The following is a 16,395-nucleotide window of genomic DNA, read 5'->3' as shown; positions in this document are numbered from 1 at the left end:
CTTGCTCACGCTGGCAAAGACCTGGCAAGACCTCAACGCTATCAAGGCCAGTCTGAAAACGGATTCGTCCATGTTGTCCAGGTGCTGGGGCCGCTGGCCATTTCTTCATCGCTTAACAGGCAGGCATCGAAACGGGCGCGCAGTGCTTCCTCGTCCATATCCATGCCAATCAGAACCAACTCCTGACGCGCATCCCCTACTCGTTCGTCCCATTTTTCCTTGATCAGCGCTACCGCTTCGGGATCCTCCGGCCAGCGTTCAGGCGGCATGGACGCCCACCAGTAACCCGCCACGTGATAGCGAGCCACCGCGCCAGCCTGTGACCAGGAGCCCGCCAGAGTCGGGAAGTTCGCCAACCAGAAAAAGCCTTTGGAGCGCACCACCCCAGGCCATTCGCTTTCGACCAGTTCCTTGAAACGCTGCGGGTGGAATGGACGGCGGGCGCGGTAAACAAAATTGCCTATGCCGTACTCTTCGGTTTCCGGGGTATGAGTGCCACGCAATTCCTGCAGCCAGCCTGGGGCCTTGGAAGCCTCTTCAAAATCGAACAAGCCGGTGTTCAGAACGCGGTCCAAGGGCACCTGGCCGAACTCGGCTGTTTCAATACGAGCACGGGGATTCAGACTGTTCAGAATGGCCATCAGGTGCTCGCGTTCTGGCTCGCTGATCAAATCAATCTTGTTCAGAACCAGCACATCACAGAACTCGATCTGCTCAATTAACAGGTCCACAACGGTACGCGCATCTTCTTCACCCAAAGATTCGCCACGGGACTGGATGCTGTCTTGCGAGCTGTAATCGCGCAGAAAGTTAAAGGCGTCCACTACCGTGACCATAGTGTCCAAGCGCGCGACTTCACCCAGGCAGCGGCCGTCCTCGCCCTCAAAGGTGAACGTTTCAGCCACGGGCAGTGGCTCTGAAATGCCGGTGGATTCAATGACCAACTGATCAAAACGCCCTTCCTTGGCCAGACGGTCCACCTCCAACAACAAGTCCTCGCGCAAGGTGCAGCAAATACAGCCGTTGCTCATTTCCACCAGCTTTTCATCGGTGCGCGATAGCTCGGCACCACCGTCACGAACCAAAGCGGCATCAATATTGACCTCGCTCATATCGTTCACGATGACGGCCACGCGGCGGCCTTCGCGATTGTTCAGGATGTGGTTCAGCAAAGTCGTCTTGCCCGCACCCAGAAAACCGGACAAAACCGTTACGGGAATGCGGGCTGCGGGATCGACTGGCGTGTTATCGAGGTTCATCGTCATTTCTCTTCTTCCTTGAGGCATCAATGGGCAGTTCCTTGCAGAGGACTTCTGTCAAATTTGAGATGTTATAACATAACAATAATTGACCAAGAAAAAACCCTCTTACAAGGAGGGCTTGACGACCAGGACGGAGAAACGGGTTCTCACGGGACGATTTCGCAAGTGTATGACACGTACTCTAAGCCTGTTTGCACTATTTGCCACTAGTTGAACAAGGCAGCCATACCCGCGCATGATAATTAAGCACATCAAGATGCTCTAGTATCTGAACGCCGATTTCTAGATGATGGATAGGTGGAGCTTTGTCGAAAGTACTGAACGTCCCTTTGATCGGCACGTAGATGTCTCGCCTGTCGGTGTTCTTCCTCTCCCCCACCACGCTATGCTTTATCAGCTTAAGTCTTATTACACGAATAGCAACTTATTCAATATAAACAACGTGATACCGTCTAACATTCCCAGCTCGGTGCTGCTGGGCCTATGGTAAAGGAAGACGTCTTCCGTGCCCTATGAGGCTGGACCTGAGCAACTCATTCTAGAGCACTAATAATCAGCGAAAGCTGGGACTTGAACCTCGCAGAGGGCACCAAATTTCATAAAAATAAAACAAGCCAGAAGTGCGTTGAAGCAAGAAGACACAATCAATCCGATAGGCTCGACTTCAAGCTCTACAAGCCTCATCAAAAATATCCCTTCCTGAACAGGTAATTGTAACTAGTAAAGAGTCCACCCTCTCGTGAACAGTCTTGAATCCCCGACTACAAACACCAACAAAGTAACTTACAAACTAGCCACATATCGCTTTTTTATGTCATCATTCGGCCACAAAAAGTTACACAATGACATTTTATAAGCAGCCTAACTAGGCAAAAAGAAAAATTTAGGAGCGCATGTGGCGAACAACATGACGTTGAGCAAACTCAACGATGCATTAGACTGGGCCTACGACAAAGCAATGAATGGCATCCCTGGAACTGGCACAGCCAAAGAGTTCGCGGATGAGTATCACAAGAACAATAACAATAAGTTGGATGCCGCCAACTCGATGATTCGTTGGCAAAATACCAAAGCAGCTACTTCAGGGTTCCTAACTGGATTGGGAGGTATTGTGACTCTGCCTGTAGCTATTCCCGCAAACGTTGCGAGCGTTATGTACGTGCAGTTGAGAATGATTACTGCTATTGCCTACCTTGGAGGCTATGACCCAACGGACGATCGAGTCAAAGCTCTGGTCTATGCCTGCCTAGCTGGAAATGCAGCGAAAGACATTTTGAAAGATGTTGGTATTGTGATTGCAACTAAAGTTGCCACTAACTACGTTAGCAAAATCAGTGGTGCCACTTTAATTAAAATTAACCAAGCAGTAGGGTTTCGGTTGCTAACTAAATTCGGCACAACAGGAGCCATTAATATTGGAAAAGCTGTGCCTTTGTTCGGTGGAGTCGTTGGCGCAACCTTTGATTCCGTAACGACCAATACAATCGGTAATATCGCTAGAGACCTCTTCGTTAAGAACCCTGCCCCTCTATCTGCGGGTAATGGGGCGGGCCGTACCCCAACCATTGTCTAAATTCCATTTAGATTGATTAACTCCACCACTATGCAACAAACACGAAGAACAAAACTACATCACAACGCAAATCAGGCCATCTTAGTTCTCGAGTGCCCATGGATATTAGACGAGCAAGATAGTAATCGAAGTAGCGTACTGCCATTTGTAGAAGGGATCGCTAAGATGGCCGGAGGAACAGATGTTTTCCACGCTAATTTTTATGATAAAAATAGTTTCATAAAAGCTCTCTCCATACTATGCAGCGTACGGTTTGAAAATGCCATTATTTACATTGCTGCGCACGGCAATGAGAAGCACATTGGAAATGTAAAACTGAATGATATTTTTTCAAAAATTGGAGAATACTCAAAAAAATCTAACATTACAGGTCTAATGCTCGGATCCTGTTTTACAGGAGCAAACATGGCGTCTCCCCAGTCCACCTTGCAAGGCACGAATCTGTATTGGTGCTGTGGCTATTCTTCCAGTAGTGAATGGCTAACCGGGGTTATGATTGATTGCTCCATAATTTCAGAAATGATTAACACTGAAAATATCCCCAAAAAAAATCAAAATGATTTTATAGAAATATTCTCTAAAGCTCTTGCTCCATTCTCCCCTAAATATATTATTGGAGAAGACAGCAAAAAAAACCCTGTTACGCTTGATGAATCAATCAGAGTAGTAACTCAACCCAGCGGCCAAGGATTAAGGGCAAAAGAAATAACAAAAAACATATTTAAGAAAAATTAATAATTAAAGTCATAAAAAACCCCAATACTGCTTGGCTCATGTACATGCTTATTAACGCCAATTCTTGATATTCGTACCCCCCGATCTTTTCCCCCTAAGTTGTCACTACTGAGACAAAGCCATCCGACCACCTCTCGGATGGCAGCCCTCCCTCCTCGAGCGGGCCACGTTGGCATACACCACTGCTCCCAGGAATAGGGATGAGTACGATAGAACTCCAGCAACCAACGGAGAGCCCCCAAAATCAAACAAACAGTATTAACACACGACCTAAAGGAACCTTACCTAACTCGGTCGTTTGAATAAAAACGCAAAGATTCGAATAAATCAAAATGGCCTTAAAAAACTAGTGTACTGACTCATCTTCAAATAAATCTTGCCCAAAACCATCACATCGCAGAACTCAAGCTATTCAATCTAACACCATCGCCCGTCGCATAATATTCTGTGCAGTCTCCGACGAGATAATCATTCCCAAAGTACCGTAATGCGCTCCCCAAGCCCCCACTTCCCCGCCGCTACGCGTACTTAAAAACACATCCGCCACTTCTTGAGAGCTATAGCGCAGCAGCTCGGCCGCCTGCAAGACGCGGGCGACGGCTTCGGTCATGGGGCGGGCCAGGAACTCATCCTCGATTGCCGCCCGAACCAAACGCTCAGTGTGCTGTACCAGTGCATCGAATCGCTTGTCTTGCCCGGCCAAGGGTCTGATTTCATTGAAAACCGCCTCCACCGTAAGCGGATCTCTGATCATGGCGCGCCGCACATCCATGCACATCATATTCGCCGTCCCTTCCCAAACGCTGTTCAAGGGGGCCTCTCGATACACACGGGCCATGGGGTTTTCTTCAATAAAGCCATTGCCGCCGTGACATTGCAAAGCCTCATTCGCAATGGAGGGGGCGCGCGAGCAATTGAAGTACTTAGCCGCAGGCGTGGCCACCCGAGCCAGCAGCCTTTCGTGGTCACTGCTCTGCATCAGGTCAGTGGCCTTGGCCACGCGCAAGGACATCAAGGTTGCCGCTTCCACTTCTACCGCCATATCCGCCAGCACATTGCTCATCATGGGCCGATCGGCAATGGAGGTTCCAAAAGCCTTGCGTGATGTCGTGTGACGCAGGGCCAAGGTCAGCGCCTGTCGCATCAAACCCGCCGAGCCAATCGCAAAATCCAGACGTGTCAAATGCGAGTGCGACAGAATTTCCCGAATACCGCGCCCTTCTTCCCCAACCCGAATTGCCAGCGTGCCCGCATACTCCACTTCACTGGACGCGTTGGAACGATTGCCCGCCTTGTCCTTCAGGCGTTGTACAAAAAAGCGGTTATAGCTGCCGTCCGGCAAGGTACGGGGCAAAAAGAAACAGGTAACACCGCCATTGACTTTAGCCAGCGTAAAAAAACCATCAGACTGCGGCACTGAACAAAACCACTTATGCCCCGTCAGCTCATACCAATGCGCTGTAGCGCCGTGATAATCCGCGCTATGGGAGAAGCGCGCAGTAGTCTGCGTCTCACGCAGATCCGAACCGCCCTGCTTTTCTGTCATCGCATAGCCAATGACCACCGAGGGTTTATCCCCCACTTCGCGACGACTGTATTCGTAGCGCGTCCCGTTGAGCTTGTCCGCCCAGATCGCCAAAGCAGGTTCAGCCTCGAAACCGGCATACGCCGCATACGCCATGCCAGTCGGACAACCCGTACCATGCTCCACCTGATTCCACAGATAGGACAAGACCGCACGAGCGAAGTGGCCGTTTTTCTCTTGCGTACGCCAGCTTAAATTCGGCACCTCGTGCTGCCAGGCCAGGGTCATCAATTCATGCCAGCTGGGGTGACATTCCAGCCAATCAATCCGGTTGCCGAAGCGATCATGCGTTTTAAGTTCAGGGATATGACGGTTCGCCAAACGGGCCAACTCCTGAACATTTTCATCACCAGACACCGCCCCCAAAGCCTGACAACGCGATTCGGCCCACGGAGCTTCGCGGCGAATGGCCTCAGTTAAAACCTGATCGCCCGTAAAAGCATTGAAACCACTGGCGGGCTGAGCCTGATTCAAAACCTGATGCGTGCTGTAACGATCCTCGGGCGCATTCAAAATGCTGGGGGGAAGCGCTTGGTTCATGGTTGTCTCCAAACTGTTTTTCTAAGGCGTGGCAGAAAGGACTGCCACACTGGCGCACGCCATCTGGGCAATCTGGTCAGCCAGCGCAGCCACTTGGCGCTGGTAACTGTCCGTGCCATCGTGCTGCTGACGGCTTAAAGGAGAAAGCGGGCCAATCAGCCCTTCCATGAAACCGCCCACAATGACGGTAGCCGCAATATCGGGCTGCACATCCTGGCGCATTTCCTGGGCATCTTGCCCCATGGAAACAATGGAGTGAATGACCTGGCTGATCGCGGCGCGATACACCAGACGAGCCGCGTCGATTTCCTTATCGCATGGCTCGGCAATCAAGGCATACGCCAGACGAGGATTACGCATGGCGCGTTTTACGAATGTTGAGACTGCGGCATGCAGGCGCAGCATGGAGGCTCCGTCAGCCTGCGCAATGTCCGTGAGCACATCCACCTCACGCTGTGACACCAACGACAGGACTTCTGCAAACAGCTCGGCCTTGGAGGGGAAGTAACGATAGACCGTCCCGGTGGCAATACCGGCTGCGGCCGCCACACTGGCTACCTGCGCTTCCTGCCAGCCACCTTCACTGACCAAAACGCGAGCCGCTTCCAGAATACGGCCGCGATTGTCTTGCAGACGAGCTTCAACGGCGGGGGTTTGACGATAGGCCATAAAGAAGTGAACTCTGATTCATTACATGAGTGAATCCTAGTTCATTTCTTTGTGGTGGACAAGAATTTCGTTAAGCAGAGGTGTCAAAATACTCGCCTCCTGGCATTGCAGGCGGCTTGGGAGCATCTGTTATTTAAAGCAACACGATCAGCAGCCCCAATAAAACTGCCCCCAGCAACAGCGATGGCAAAGCCATCAATACTGTTTGCTGGGGGCTGTCTGAAACTAGCTAGCGCGAAGGTATCAAACCTATCAGGCCGACAGTTCCTTGCGAACGATTTCAGCACCGGCGCTCAGGGCGTGCAGCTTGCCACGAGCCACGGCGCGTGGCAACGGTGCCATCCCGCAGTTGGTGGAAGGGTACAGCTTGTCAGCGTCCACAAACTTCAGCGCCTTGCGCAGTGTGTTGGCCACGTCGTCAGCGGTTTCAATCACGTTGGTGGCCACGTCAATGGCGCCAACCATCACTTTCTTGCCACGGATCAGTTCGATCAAATCCATAGGAACGTGGGAGTTCTGGCATTCCAGCGAAATGATGTCGATCTTGGATTGCTGCAGCTTCGGGAAGGACTCTTCGTACTGACGCCATTCCGAACCCAGGGTCTTTTTCCAATCGGTGTTGGCCTTGATGCCGTAACCGTAGCAAATGTGCACGGCGGTTTCGCACTTCAGACCTTCAATGGCACGTTCCAGCGTAGCAATACCCCAGTCATTCACTTCGTCAAAGAACACGTTGAAAGCAGGTTCGTCAAACTGGATGATATCCACGCCTGCGGCTTCCAGCTCTTTGGCTTCCTGGTTCAGGATCTTGGCAAATTCCCATGCCAATTTCTCACGGCTCTTGTAGTGGTTGTCATACAGCGTATCGATCATGGTCATGGGGCCAGGCAGCGCCCATTTGATCGGCTGCGAGGTTTGCTGGCGCAGGAACTTGGCATCATCCACAAACACGGACTTGGGGCGATTGACAGCACCGACAACGCTTGGAACGCTGGCATCGTAACGGTCACGAATACGCACGGTCTCACGCTTTTCAAAGTCCACGCCTTCCAGATGTTCGATGAAGGTAGTGACAAAGTGCTGGCGGGTTTGCTCGCCGTCGCTAATCAGATCGATACCGGCGTGCAATTGTTCTTGCAAGGACAAGCGCAGTGCATCTTTCTTGCCTTCGACCAGGTCCTCACCTTCCAGTCTCCAGGGCGACCACAGTTTCTCGGGTTCAGCAAGCCAGGAGGGTTTAGGCAAACTGCCAGCGGTGGAGGTGGGTAGCAATTTTTTCATAATTAAATAACCTTGTTGTTTTTGATGAATCAAAGCGCGTAACTGGCTGCCCATTGATCAAGAATAACTTTGTATGGCTTGATAAAACTCTCTTCGGTAAACCGGCCCTGCTCAACCGCCAGACGGCTACGTTCTTCACGATCGTAGACAATTTGCGTAACCGAATGATCCGCATTTTTCAGGCTGGGCTGATAGCGCATTCCTGCTGCCGAATTGGCATTGTAAATCTCGGGGCGGTAGATTTTCTGGAATGTCTCCATCGTGCTGATGGTACTGATCAATTCCAGATTCGTGTAGTCACTGAGCAAATCACCACGGAAGTAAAAGGCCAAAGGCGCCACGCTATTTGGCGGCATGAAATAACGAACCTGCAAGCCCATTTTCGCGAAGTACTCATCGGTCGGCGAGAACTCGTTTTGCTGGTATTCAACGCCCAATACGGGATGCTGATTACCTGTACGGTGGTAGACCTTGCTGCTGGATACGCTCAGGCAAATCACGGGGGATTTGTTGAAGTTTTCCTGATACAGCGTGGAGTTCACAAAAGCCTTGAACAATTTGCCATGCAAATCACCAAAGCCTTCCGGGGCGCTGAAACCATTTTTGTTCTTGTTGTGCTCCAGCAGAACCACACTGAAATCGTAGTCACGCACATACGAAGAGAAGTTGTTACCCACAATCCCTTCAATACGCTTGTTTTCTTTCCGATCAACGATACTGGTTTTCAGAATTTCGATGGTCGGAAACGTAGAACCATTGCCTTCAACATCAATATCAACAGAGACAATATCCAGTTCAACTGAATAACGGTCCCCATTCGGGTTGTCCCAATGCGCCAAACTATTGAAGCGATTGTCGATCATCTTCAGAGTATTGCGCAGGTTTTGCTGACGGCTTTCACCACGGGCCAAATTGGCAAAGTTAGTGGTGATACGTGTGTTATTGGCTGGACGGTAGTTTTCATCAAAACGGATGCTTCTGATGCTGAACGCGAATTCTTTATTCATTTTTATGTATGCCCTAATTTCTGATTTCAATCTCGAATTTATTTTCGAGCCAAGTCATTGATCTTGAAAAATAAATTCATCTTATTTATGTACACTCTGTGCTGATTGTCTGAGCTGTTTCGGGGGGCTGCACTGCTTGCTCTCTTCTTCCTGGTAAAGCCAGAAAACAGGCTTGAATCAGCCTCAAAAAAGTCCCGACATTTGGCCGGGACTTTCCGCCAAACTCAGCTCCTGATCTGATCAGGCACCTGCCCGCAAAACTTTCGCTGCGGCCACCATATTTGTTAAAGCGGGAATCACCTCAGCCCATTGACGTGTCTTCAAGCCGCAGTCGGGGTTCACCCACAGACGTTCTGCTGGCACGCGCTCGGCGGCTTTTTTCATCAAATTCACAATGTGCTGCTCGGTCGGAATGTTAGGCGAGTGAATGTCGTACACGCCGGGGCCGATCTCATTGGGGTACTGGAAGTTCTCGAAGGCTTCCAGCAACTCCATGTCCGAGCGGCTGGTTTCAATGGTGATCACGTCCGCATCCATATCAGCGATGGAGGAAATGATGTCGTTGAATTCCGAGTAACACATATGTGTATGGATTTGCGTCTCGTCGCCCACGCCGTTGGCGGCGATGCGGAAGCTTTCCACGGCCCAGTCCAGGTAGCTCTGCCATTGCGATTTACGCAGTGGCAAGCCTTCACGCAAGGCAGCTTCGTCGATCTGGATCACATGCACACCGGCCTTTTCCAGATCCAGCACTTCTTCGCGAATGGCCAGCGCCAGTTGCAGGCAAGAGGCCGAGCGAGGCTGGTCATCACGCACAAAGGACCAGTTCAAGATCGTCACGGGGCCGGTCAACATACCCTTCATGGGTTTTTGAGTTAGCGACTGGGCGTAGGTGATCCATTCCACCGTCATGGCTTGAGGACGGCTGATGTCACCAAACAGGATGGGTGGTTTCACGCAGCGCGAACCGTAAGACTGCACCCAACCGAACTGGCTGAATGCGTAGCCGTCCAGCTGCTCACCAAAGTACTCGACCATGTCGTTACGCTCGGCTTCGCCGTGCACCAACACGTCCAGACCCAGTTTTTCCTGCTCACGCACGCTGCGCTCAATCTCGGCACGCATTGCGGCCTGGTAGCTGTTTTCGTCCAGACGACCGGCCTTGAACTCGCTACGAGCACGGCGGATTTCTGCCGTTTGCGGGAAAGAACCAATTGTGGTGGTGGGGAATGCGGGCAGTTTCAGGAATTCAGCTTGCTTGGAAGCACGCTGTTCGTAAACGCTCTTGCGCTTGCCCAGCTCGGCCGAGATGCGCGCCACCGCTGCTTTCACAGCAGGATTGTTGACACGAGGCGAGTTGCGACGCGCCGTCAAAGCGGCCAGGTTATCGGCCAGCTCTGCCTTGACGGCATCACGCCCTTGGCTCAAGGCTTTACCCAATACACGCAGTTCATCCAGCTTTTGCAAAGCAAAGGCCAACCAGGACTTCACATCGGCATCCAGCTTTTCTTCGCTGTCCAGATCAACCGGCACATGCAGCAGCGAGCAGGAAGGAGCAATCCACAAACGATCACCCAGTTGCTTGGCGATGGGCTCAACCCAGTCCAGTACAGCGGTCAAATCTGTTTTCCAGATATTGCGACCATTGATCACGCCCAGGGACAAGACCTTGTCGTCACCCAAAAGCTTGAGCAGTGCATCCACACCATCACGATCATTGATGGCATCCACATGCAAACCGGCAACAGGCAAGCTGGCGGCCAAAGCAGCATTTTCCAGCAACTGACCAAAGTAAGTGGCTACCAGCAACTTCACGCCAGCAGCTTTCAGTTGCTGATAAGCGGTCTTGAACGCCTGCTGCCAATCGGCATCCAGCTCGGTAACCAGAATAGGCTCGTCAATCTGCACCCACTCCACACCGGCTTTAGCCAGCGTCTCCAGCAATTGGACATACACGGGCAACAAGCGATCCAGCAGAGCCAGCTTGTTGGATTCATCCTTGGCTTTGCCCAGTGCCAGATAAGTCACGGGGCCAATAATCACAGGCTTGGCTTTCACGCCTTGAACCTTGGCTTCAGCCAGTTGCTCCAACAAACGCGAGGCATCAAGCTTGAACTGGGTGTCAGCCGTAAATTCGGGGACGATGTAGTGATAGTTGGTGTCGAACCATTTGGTCATTTCACCGGCAGCCACGCCACCGCAGCAAGCGCTGTGATCTTCCAGCCCCTTGGCCGAACGACCGCGCGCTACGCGGAAATAGTTATCCAGCTCGTCACCATGAAAGTCCTGCACACGTTCAGGCAAGTTGCCCAGCAAGAAGCTGGCATCCAGCACCTGATCGTAAAAAGAAAAATCTCCAACGGGCACCAGATCCAGACCTGCCTGATTTTCCCAATGACGCTGACGCAGCTGGGCGCCCAGAGCCTTGAGTTCGTCACGCGATGATTCGCCCTTCCAGTAAGACTCCAAGGCGAACTTCAGTTCCCGTTTGGCGCCAATGCGCGGAAAGCCAAGATTATGAATCGTCGTCATGTGCTGCTCTCTAAAGGCCAGTGGATGAATGAATGAATGAATGACTTGCATTGTAGGAAGCCGTATCAATGAAGTAAAATGGTCTTATCTCACCAACCCATGAATATCATTCACGTATCATGTTAGAGCGCATCCACCTGGCCGTTGTGCAGCAAGTTGACAAGCAAGGGTCCCTGACCGCCGCCGCTGCCGTGCTGCACGTTACCCAATCTGCCCTTAGCCACACCATGCGGAAACTGGAACAGCAACTGGGCACAGAAATCTGGCGTCGCGAAGGCCGTAGCCTGCAACTGACTCAAGCCGGGCAGTATCTGCTGGCCGTCGCCAACCGCGTCCTGCCGCAGCTGGATCTGGCAGAAGAACGCCTGGGCCAGTTCGCCCAAGGCGAGCGAGGATCACTGCGCATCGGCATGGAATGCCACCCCTGCTATCAATGGCTGCTTAAGATCGTCTCGCCGTACCTTAGCGCCTGGCCAGACGTGGATGTGGATGTGAAGCAGAAATTTCAGTTTGGCGGGATCGGTGCGCTATTTGGGTATGAAATTGATCTGCTGGTCACCCCAGACCCGCTCTATAAGCCAGGCCTGAAATTCGAGCCCGTCTTCGACTACGAGCAGGTGCTGGTAGTGAACAAGGCCCATGCCCTGGCGAATGTGGACTATGCCAAGCCTAAGGACCTGGACAGGGAAATACTGATTTCCTATCCGGTGGACATAGACCGGCTGGATATCTACAACCAGTTTCTGCTGCCTGCTGGTATCGCCCCCCGACGTCATAAAACGATTGAGACGACGGACATCATGATGCAGATGGTTGCCAGTGGCCGTGGCGTAGCGGCGCTGCCGCGATGGCTGGTGGAAGAATATGCAGAGAAGCTGGATGTGGTGCCGGTCAAGTTAGGCAAGCACGGCATCGCCAAGCAGATTTTTCTGGGGATGAGGGAGACGGAAACGGTGATTGATTATCTGCAGGCGTTTATGGAGCTGGCTCGAACCCCTTCTAATTCTTTATAGCCTAATATCGAAATAATATCTCCCCTTGCATATTGCCATACATTGAATATCAAATCATAGATAATATCCCAAGAAACCAAGAACAACAAAAAACTAGAAACAATCACGCAGATCAACAATAAGCATCCCTGCGTGAAACAAAAACAATACGCCCCAAAAAGCCACAAATCTATTAAAACCACCCCAAATAAACCAAACCTCACAATAAACTATTGGCAATAAGCAATAAGCGATTCTTTTCTTTTTCTTCTTGAAAAAGAATCTTTCGTTCTTGCTGACATACTGTTTTTATACTTTTGAATATTTTCGTCTTTAAAACTTCTATCACGAAGCTCAGAATAAAATCTCTTTAATTTCTCAGCAACAACCCCAGCATCAATATTCTCATCTATGCAATATTTAGAAAATGCAAATAATCCATAAAGATGACTAACCCCACCAATCTTAAATCCAGAATAGTCCAAATTTAGATTTTCCAAAAAGCCTGTAACCTCGCAAAACTGCATATATATATTATTTATTTCATCTTCACTTTTTTCTGAATATTTCCTATACATATCATCCATCTGAGCTTGATTAGCAGTCAACTCCACTCCCTCAGCTATAAAGAAGAAAAGCTCGCTAATAAACTCTAAATCCTCCATTCTTGCCCTATCCACAACCTCCAGTCTATTTTCCCAAAATACGATCTTGCTAGCATTCTCAACTTTTTTCAGTAGTTGAGAATTGTAATAATTCGCATTTCTTAACTCCTGCCCTGTGAGAGGCTCGCCGTTTCTATTTAAGCGATCAAATATAGAATCGATTATATTTCTATCAGCTGTGTCTATATATTCGATAGACAGAGTATATCTCCAGAATCTTTTCTTATACTCTGCATACTGGGGCTTCCCTAAGTCTTCAAAATAAAGTCCTGCTAATTTTTCATCATCATCCTCATCAGAAATCGCCAATTGATTATCAAGAAATTCTATTATCGCGGTCAGCCTTTGCTTTCCATCGATAACATCATATTTAGTCGATCCTGTTTCATTATCTATTTTTTGATGTAAGAATATAGGCGGAATCGGAAAATTTCTCACTATACTATTAATCAAAAAAGATTTTTTCTCTTCTGACCAGATGCTTTTCCTTTGATATTCTGGCTCAAAATTATATTTACCTAATTTATAAGCCTCATAAAAGTTAGCAATCGTAATGGTATTGCTTTCACGTTGAAGAAAATCAGACATATTGGCCTCCCGCAAATCTTTCAGAACTAATGTAATGTTCGTAATTATCAAACAAAGAAGTTAAAACCGCATCAAGAGCTTCTGGTGGGTTTGGGTTTATATATGATATTTCACATTGACTATTAATCCCTAATAATATCTCGTCTATTTCATTTCTATCCACATGCCAATATGACAGCCCGCAAAGAACAACTTTATCATTCTCATTTATATCTTCAGCAATTCTATTAGCCTCAGCCTTTAATTTTCCTGCCCAAGTTAAGGCAAATCTACTACTATCCCCAGCAGGTGGAATCAAAGGGATAATAGGGGAGTGTCGCCTTAAATTCTCCATAGAATATTCAAAATCATCCTCCCCTCCCTCCAATATAGAAATTTCATTATTGTAATTTATATTAAACTCTAAAATATCACTACTTGCTTTATGAATGAAAGAAATAGATCCATGAGGCTTAGTAATCGAAAACTTACCTCCCCCATCATTTTCTATTACCGTAACTCTAAAATCCACACCCATTGCATTTAACACTTTCTCCACCCAAAGATCATAATTAAACGTAATTATATTAACCTCCTCAACCTCCTCATTTTCCGAAATTGCTTTAAATACTCTTGCCCAATGCCAATTTTCAATATCTTTTCTTTCGAAAACAACCTCCTCATCAAACTGAATAAATAAAAACTTAAGAAAAGAAACAAGTTCTTTATAAGCATTTCTATAGACTTCCCCTTTTTTATTTTTTGACCTTAACCCATCTTTTCCTTTTTTCATATACATTGCATTTGCGCATGTAATTATATTCTCTATTATTTTTGTGTTTTTCTCATTAGAGTTACTCGACCTGACACCTAGCAACCACAAGTTAGGCGTATTTCTAAATGAGATAAAAGCACTTCTCCCATTAGACGGCCAACAAAGCTTATCACCATATGAAATTAAATTCCCTAATGGATAATCTGTACTTTTCCCCAAATGGTTAAATAAATCCATTGAAAAGCCATTACCCAACACGAACAAGTACTTCATTACCTCTCCGTCATTTAAAGAATATTTTTATAATTTAGTCATAACCGCAGGCTTAGAGAAGCTAACCCCCTCCTAATATCATCAGTAGGACAAAACCCTGCACGCGAATTTACTCACAACAGCTTATCGCTTGCTAATAAAAAAACCGTTAAACCCATTTATATAGGCCTAACGGTCTTATACTACACATTATTGCATCTTAACTATAAATGGATCACTCCCACTCAATCGTCGCTGGCGGCTTGCTGCTTACGTCGTAGGTCACACGGTTAATGCCGCGCACTTCGTTGATGATGCGGCCAGAAGTACGCTTCAACAACGAGTATGGCAGTTCAGCCCAGTCAGCCGTCATGAAGTCTGTTGTCTGCACGGCACGCATGGCAACAACGTACTCATAGGTACGCGCATCACCCATCACGCCCACGCTCTTCACAGGCAGGAAGACGGTGAAGGCCTGGGAAGTCAGGTCGTACCAGTTCTTGCCGGTTTCTTCGTCAACCGTGTTGCGCAGCTCTTCGATGAAGATGGCATCGGCTTGACGCAGCAGATCTGCGTATTCGCGCTTGATTTCACCCAGAATACGGACACCCAAGCCTGGGCCTGGGAAGGGGTGACGGTAGACCATTGCTGGCGGCAGGCCCAGGGCTACGCCTAGTTTGCGCACTTCGTCCTTGAACAGCTCGCGCAGGGGTTCCAGCAGTTTCAGGTTCAGCGTATCTGGCAGGCCGCCCACGTTGTGGTGGGATTTGATGCCAGTGGCTTTACCGGATTTAGCGGCGGCGGACTCGATTACGTCCGGGTAGATTGTGCCTTGGGCCAACCAGCGGGCGTTGCTGAGTTTGGCGGCTTCTTCCTGGAAGATTTCCACGAATTCACGGCCAATGATCTTGCGCTTGGCTTCTGGATCGGTAACACCGGCCAGTTTGCCCAGGAAGCGGTCGGAAGCGTCGATATGGATGATCTTCAAACCCATATTGTCGGCGAAGGTGCTCATGACTTGCTGGGCTTCATTCAGACGCAGCAGGCCGTGGTCCACGAATACGCAGGTCAGCTTGTCGCCGATAGCCTGGTGGATCAGAGCGGCAGCAACCGAGGAATCCACACCACCGGACAGAGCCAGAATAACTTCTTCGTCGCCGACTTGTTCGCGGATATTGGCAATAGCCTCTTGCACGTAGTCAGGCATGTTCCAATCACCCACGCAGCCGCAGATGTCGCGTACAAAGCGCTCGAACAAAGCAGCGCCTTGGACAGTGTGGGTGACTTCGGGGTGGAACTGAACCGCGTAGAAGCCGCGATCTTCATCGGCCATACCGGCGATGGGGCATGTAGGCGTGGAAGCCATCAGCTTGAAGCCGGGAGGCAAGGCGGTAACTTTGTCGCCGTGGCTCATCCAGACTTTGAGCATGCCGTGGCCTTCTGCCGTAGCGAAATCCTGAATACCGTCCAGCAGCTTGGTGTGGCCGTGGGCGCGGACTTCGGCGTAACCGAATTCACGCTTGTCCGAACCTTCGGTAACGCCGCCCAGTTGGCGGGCCATGGCTTGCATGCCGTAGCAAATGCCCAGAACGGGTACGCCGGCTTCAAACGCGGCGGCAGGAACTTGCAGAGCGTCTTCGGCGTAGACCGAGGCATGGCTGCCAGACAGAATGATCCCTTTCAGGCCTTCTTGGGAACGGATGAATTCATCGCTGACATCACCGGGGTGAATTTCACAGTACGCACCGGCTTCGCGTACGCGACGCGCAATAAGCTGGGTGACCTGGGAGCCGTAATCAAGAATCAGAATTCGCTGGTGCATGAAAGTATCGAGCCAATAATAAAGCGGTAAAGGATCTATTTTACGCTGTGTAGCGCCGCTTAGGGAGTCGCAGAAATACTCCAGGCCGAAATTGTCTTGCATCACTGGCATTCATGCGGCAAGGCAGCTACAGTACAT

General features: G+C 49.6%; 12 protein-coding genes. 3 read left to right on the top strand and 9 right to left on the bottom strand.

Annotation, left to right across the window (positions count from 1 at the left end; translation table 11 throughout):
• Positions 1-41: 41 nt before the first annotated feature.
• A complete protein-coding gene (zigA, locus tag NBV64_RS08485; protein WP_031232153.1) occupies positions 42-1,259 on the bottom strand; it encodes a zinc metallochaperone GTPase ZigA in 1,218 nt (405 codons plus the stop codon).
• Between the two features lie 910 nt (positions 1,260-2,169).
• Here zigA and NBV64_RS08480 point away from each other — a divergent pair.
• Positions 2,170-2,835, top strand: a complete 666-nt coding sequence (locus tag NBV64_RS08480; protein ID WP_250757086.1) for an EcsC family protein — start codon at positions 2,170-2,172, stop codon at positions 2,833-2,835.
• A gap of 165 nt (positions 2,836-3,000) precedes the next feature.
• Entirely contained in the window at positions 3,001-3,570 is a 570-nt protein-coding gene (locus tag NBV64_RS08475) for a hypothetical protein (protein ID WP_250757085.1), read from the top strand.
• A 412-nt stretch (positions 3,571-3,982) separates the two neighbouring features.
• Here the strand turns inward: NBV64_RS08475 and NBV64_RS08470 are convergent, their stop codons facing one another.
• The 5 genes from NBV64_RS08470 to metE all read right to left on the bottom strand — a co-directional run bounded on the left by NBV64_RS08470 (position 3,983) and on the right by metE (position 11,184).
• The gene (locus NBV64_RS08470) at positions 3,983-5,695 is read right to left on the bottom strand and encodes an acyl-CoA dehydrogenase family protein (RefSeq protein WP_250757084.1); all 1,713 of its coding nucleotides are present in this window, start codon (positions 5,693-5,695) and stop codon (positions 3,983-3,985) included.
• 21 nt (positions 5,696-5,716) lie between these two features.
• Positions 5,717-6,364 carry a TetR/AcrR family transcriptional regulator gene (locus NBV64_RS08465; protein ID WP_250757083.1) on the bottom strand — a complete coding sequence of 216 codons (648 nt, stop codon included), beginning with the start codon at positions 6,362-6,364 and terminating at the stop codon, positions 5,717-5,719.
• 252 nt (positions 6,365-6,616) lie between these two features.
• Complete coding sequence (locus NBV64_RS08460) at positions 6,617-7,645, bottom strand: methionine synthase (protein WP_247965528.1); 1,029 nt, start codon at positions 7,643-7,645, stop codon at positions 6,617-6,619.
• Between the two features lie 29 nt (positions 7,646-7,674).
• Positions 7,675-8,652: a DUF1852 domain-containing protein gene (locus NBV64_RS08455; protein WP_009454665.1), complete on the bottom strand. Its 978-nt coding sequence runs from the start codon at positions 8,650-8,652 to the stop codon at positions 7,675-7,677.
• 240 nt (positions 8,653-8,892) lie between these two features.
• A complete protein-coding gene (gene metE, locus NBV64_RS08450) occupies positions 8,893-11,184 on the bottom strand; it encodes a 5-methyltetrahydropteroyltriglutamate--homocysteine S-methyltransferase (protein WP_250757082.1) in 2,292 nt (763 codons plus the stop codon).
• A 119-nt stretch (positions 11,185-11,303) separates the two neighbouring features.
• On the opposite strand from metE, the gene NBV64_RS08445 reads away from it, so the two are divergent.
• Complete coding sequence (locus NBV64_RS08445; protein ID WP_250757081.1) at positions 11,304-12,197, top strand: LysR family transcriptional regulator; 894 nt, start codon at positions 11,304-11,306, stop codon at positions 12,195-12,197.
• Between the two features lie 209 nt (positions 12,198-12,406).
• Here the strand turns inward: NBV64_RS08445 and NBV64_RS08440 are convergent, their stop codons facing one another.
• The 3 genes from NBV64_RS08440 to guaA form a co-directional block, all read right to left on the bottom strand.
• Positions 12,407-13,429: a DUF262 domain-containing protein gene (locus tag NBV64_RS08440; RefSeq protein ID WP_250757080.1), complete on the bottom strand. Its 1,023-nt coding sequence runs from the start codon at positions 13,427-13,429 to the stop codon at positions 12,407-12,409.
• The gene (locus tag NBV64_RS08435) at positions 13,422-14,456 is read right to left on the bottom strand and encodes a hypothetical protein (RefSeq protein WP_250757079.1); all 1,035 of its coding nucleotides are present in this window, start codon (positions 14,454-14,456) and stop codon (positions 13,422-13,424) included. Before NBV64_RS08435 ends, NBV64_RS08440 begins: the two co-directional genes overlap by 8 nt.
• 214 nt (positions 14,457-14,670) lie before the next feature.
• Entirely contained in the window at positions 14,671-16,257 is a 1,587-nt protein-coding gene (guaA, locus tag NBV64_RS08430) for a glutamine-hydrolyzing GMP synthase (protein ID WP_009457973.1), read from the bottom strand.
• Positions 16,258-16,395 lie beyond the last annotated feature (138 nt).

Source organism: Alcaligenes sp. DN25 (assembly GCF_023674485.1).
Lineage (GTDB): Bacteria > Pseudomonadota > Gammaproteobacteria > Burkholderiales > Burkholderiaceae_B > Alcaligenes > Alcaligenes phenolicus.
The sequence above is the reverse complement of the archived record's forward strand: the minus strand, read 5'-3'. Positions and strand labels throughout refer to the sequence as shown.

What these genes read in the sequence shown, in the direction of transcription:
- NBV64_RS08465 (WP_250757083.1), bottom strand. Translation starts at nt 6,364, where the DNA reads ATGGCCTATCGTCAAACCCCCGCCGTTGAAGCTCGTCTGCAAGACAAT.
- zigA (WP_031232153.1), bottom strand. Translation starts at nt 1,259, where the DNA reads ATGAACCTCGATAACACGCCAGTCGATCCCGCAGCCCGCATTCCCGTA.
- metE (WP_250757082.1), bottom strand. Translation starts at nt 11,184, where the DNA reads ATGACGACGATTCATAATCTTGGCTTTCCGCGCATTGGCGCCAAACGG.
- NBV64_RS08460 (WP_247965528.1), bottom strand. Translation starts at nt 7,645, where the DNA reads ATGAAAAAATTGCTACCCACCTCCACCGCTGGCAGTTTGCCTAAACCC.
- guaA (WP_009457973.1), bottom strand. Translation starts at nt 16,257, where the DNA reads ATGCACCAGCGAATTCTGATTCTTGATTACGGCTCCCAGGTCACCCAG.
- NBV64_RS08475 (WP_250757085.1), top strand. Translation starts at nt 3,001, where the DNA reads ATGGCCGGAGGAACAGATGTTTTCCACGCTAATTTTTATGATAAAAAT.
- NBV64_RS08435 (WP_250757079.1), bottom strand. Translation starts at nt 14,456, where the DNA reads ATGAAGTACTTGTTCGTGTTGGGTAATGGCTTTTCAATGGATTTATTT.
- NBV64_RS08455 (WP_009454665.1), bottom strand. Translation starts at nt 8,652, where the DNA reads ATGAATAAAGAATTCGCGTTCAGCATCAGAAGCATCCGTTTTGATGAA.
- NBV64_RS08445 (WP_250757081.1), top strand. Translation starts at nt 11,304, where the DNA reads ATGTTAGAGCGCATCCACCTGGCCGTTGTGCAGCAAGTTGACAAGCAA.
- NBV64_RS08480 (WP_250757086.1), top strand. Translation starts at nt 2,170, where the DNA reads ATGACGTTGAGCAAACTCAACGATGCATTAGACTGGGCCTACGACAAA.
- NBV64_RS08440 (WP_250757080.1), bottom strand. Translation starts at nt 13,429, where the DNA reads ATGTCTGATTTTCTTCAACGTGAAAGCAATACCATTACGATTGCTAAC.
- NBV64_RS08470 (WP_250757084.1), bottom strand. Translation starts at nt 5,695, where the DNA reads ATGAACCAAGCGCTTCCCCCCAGCATTTTGAATGCGCCCGAGGATCGT.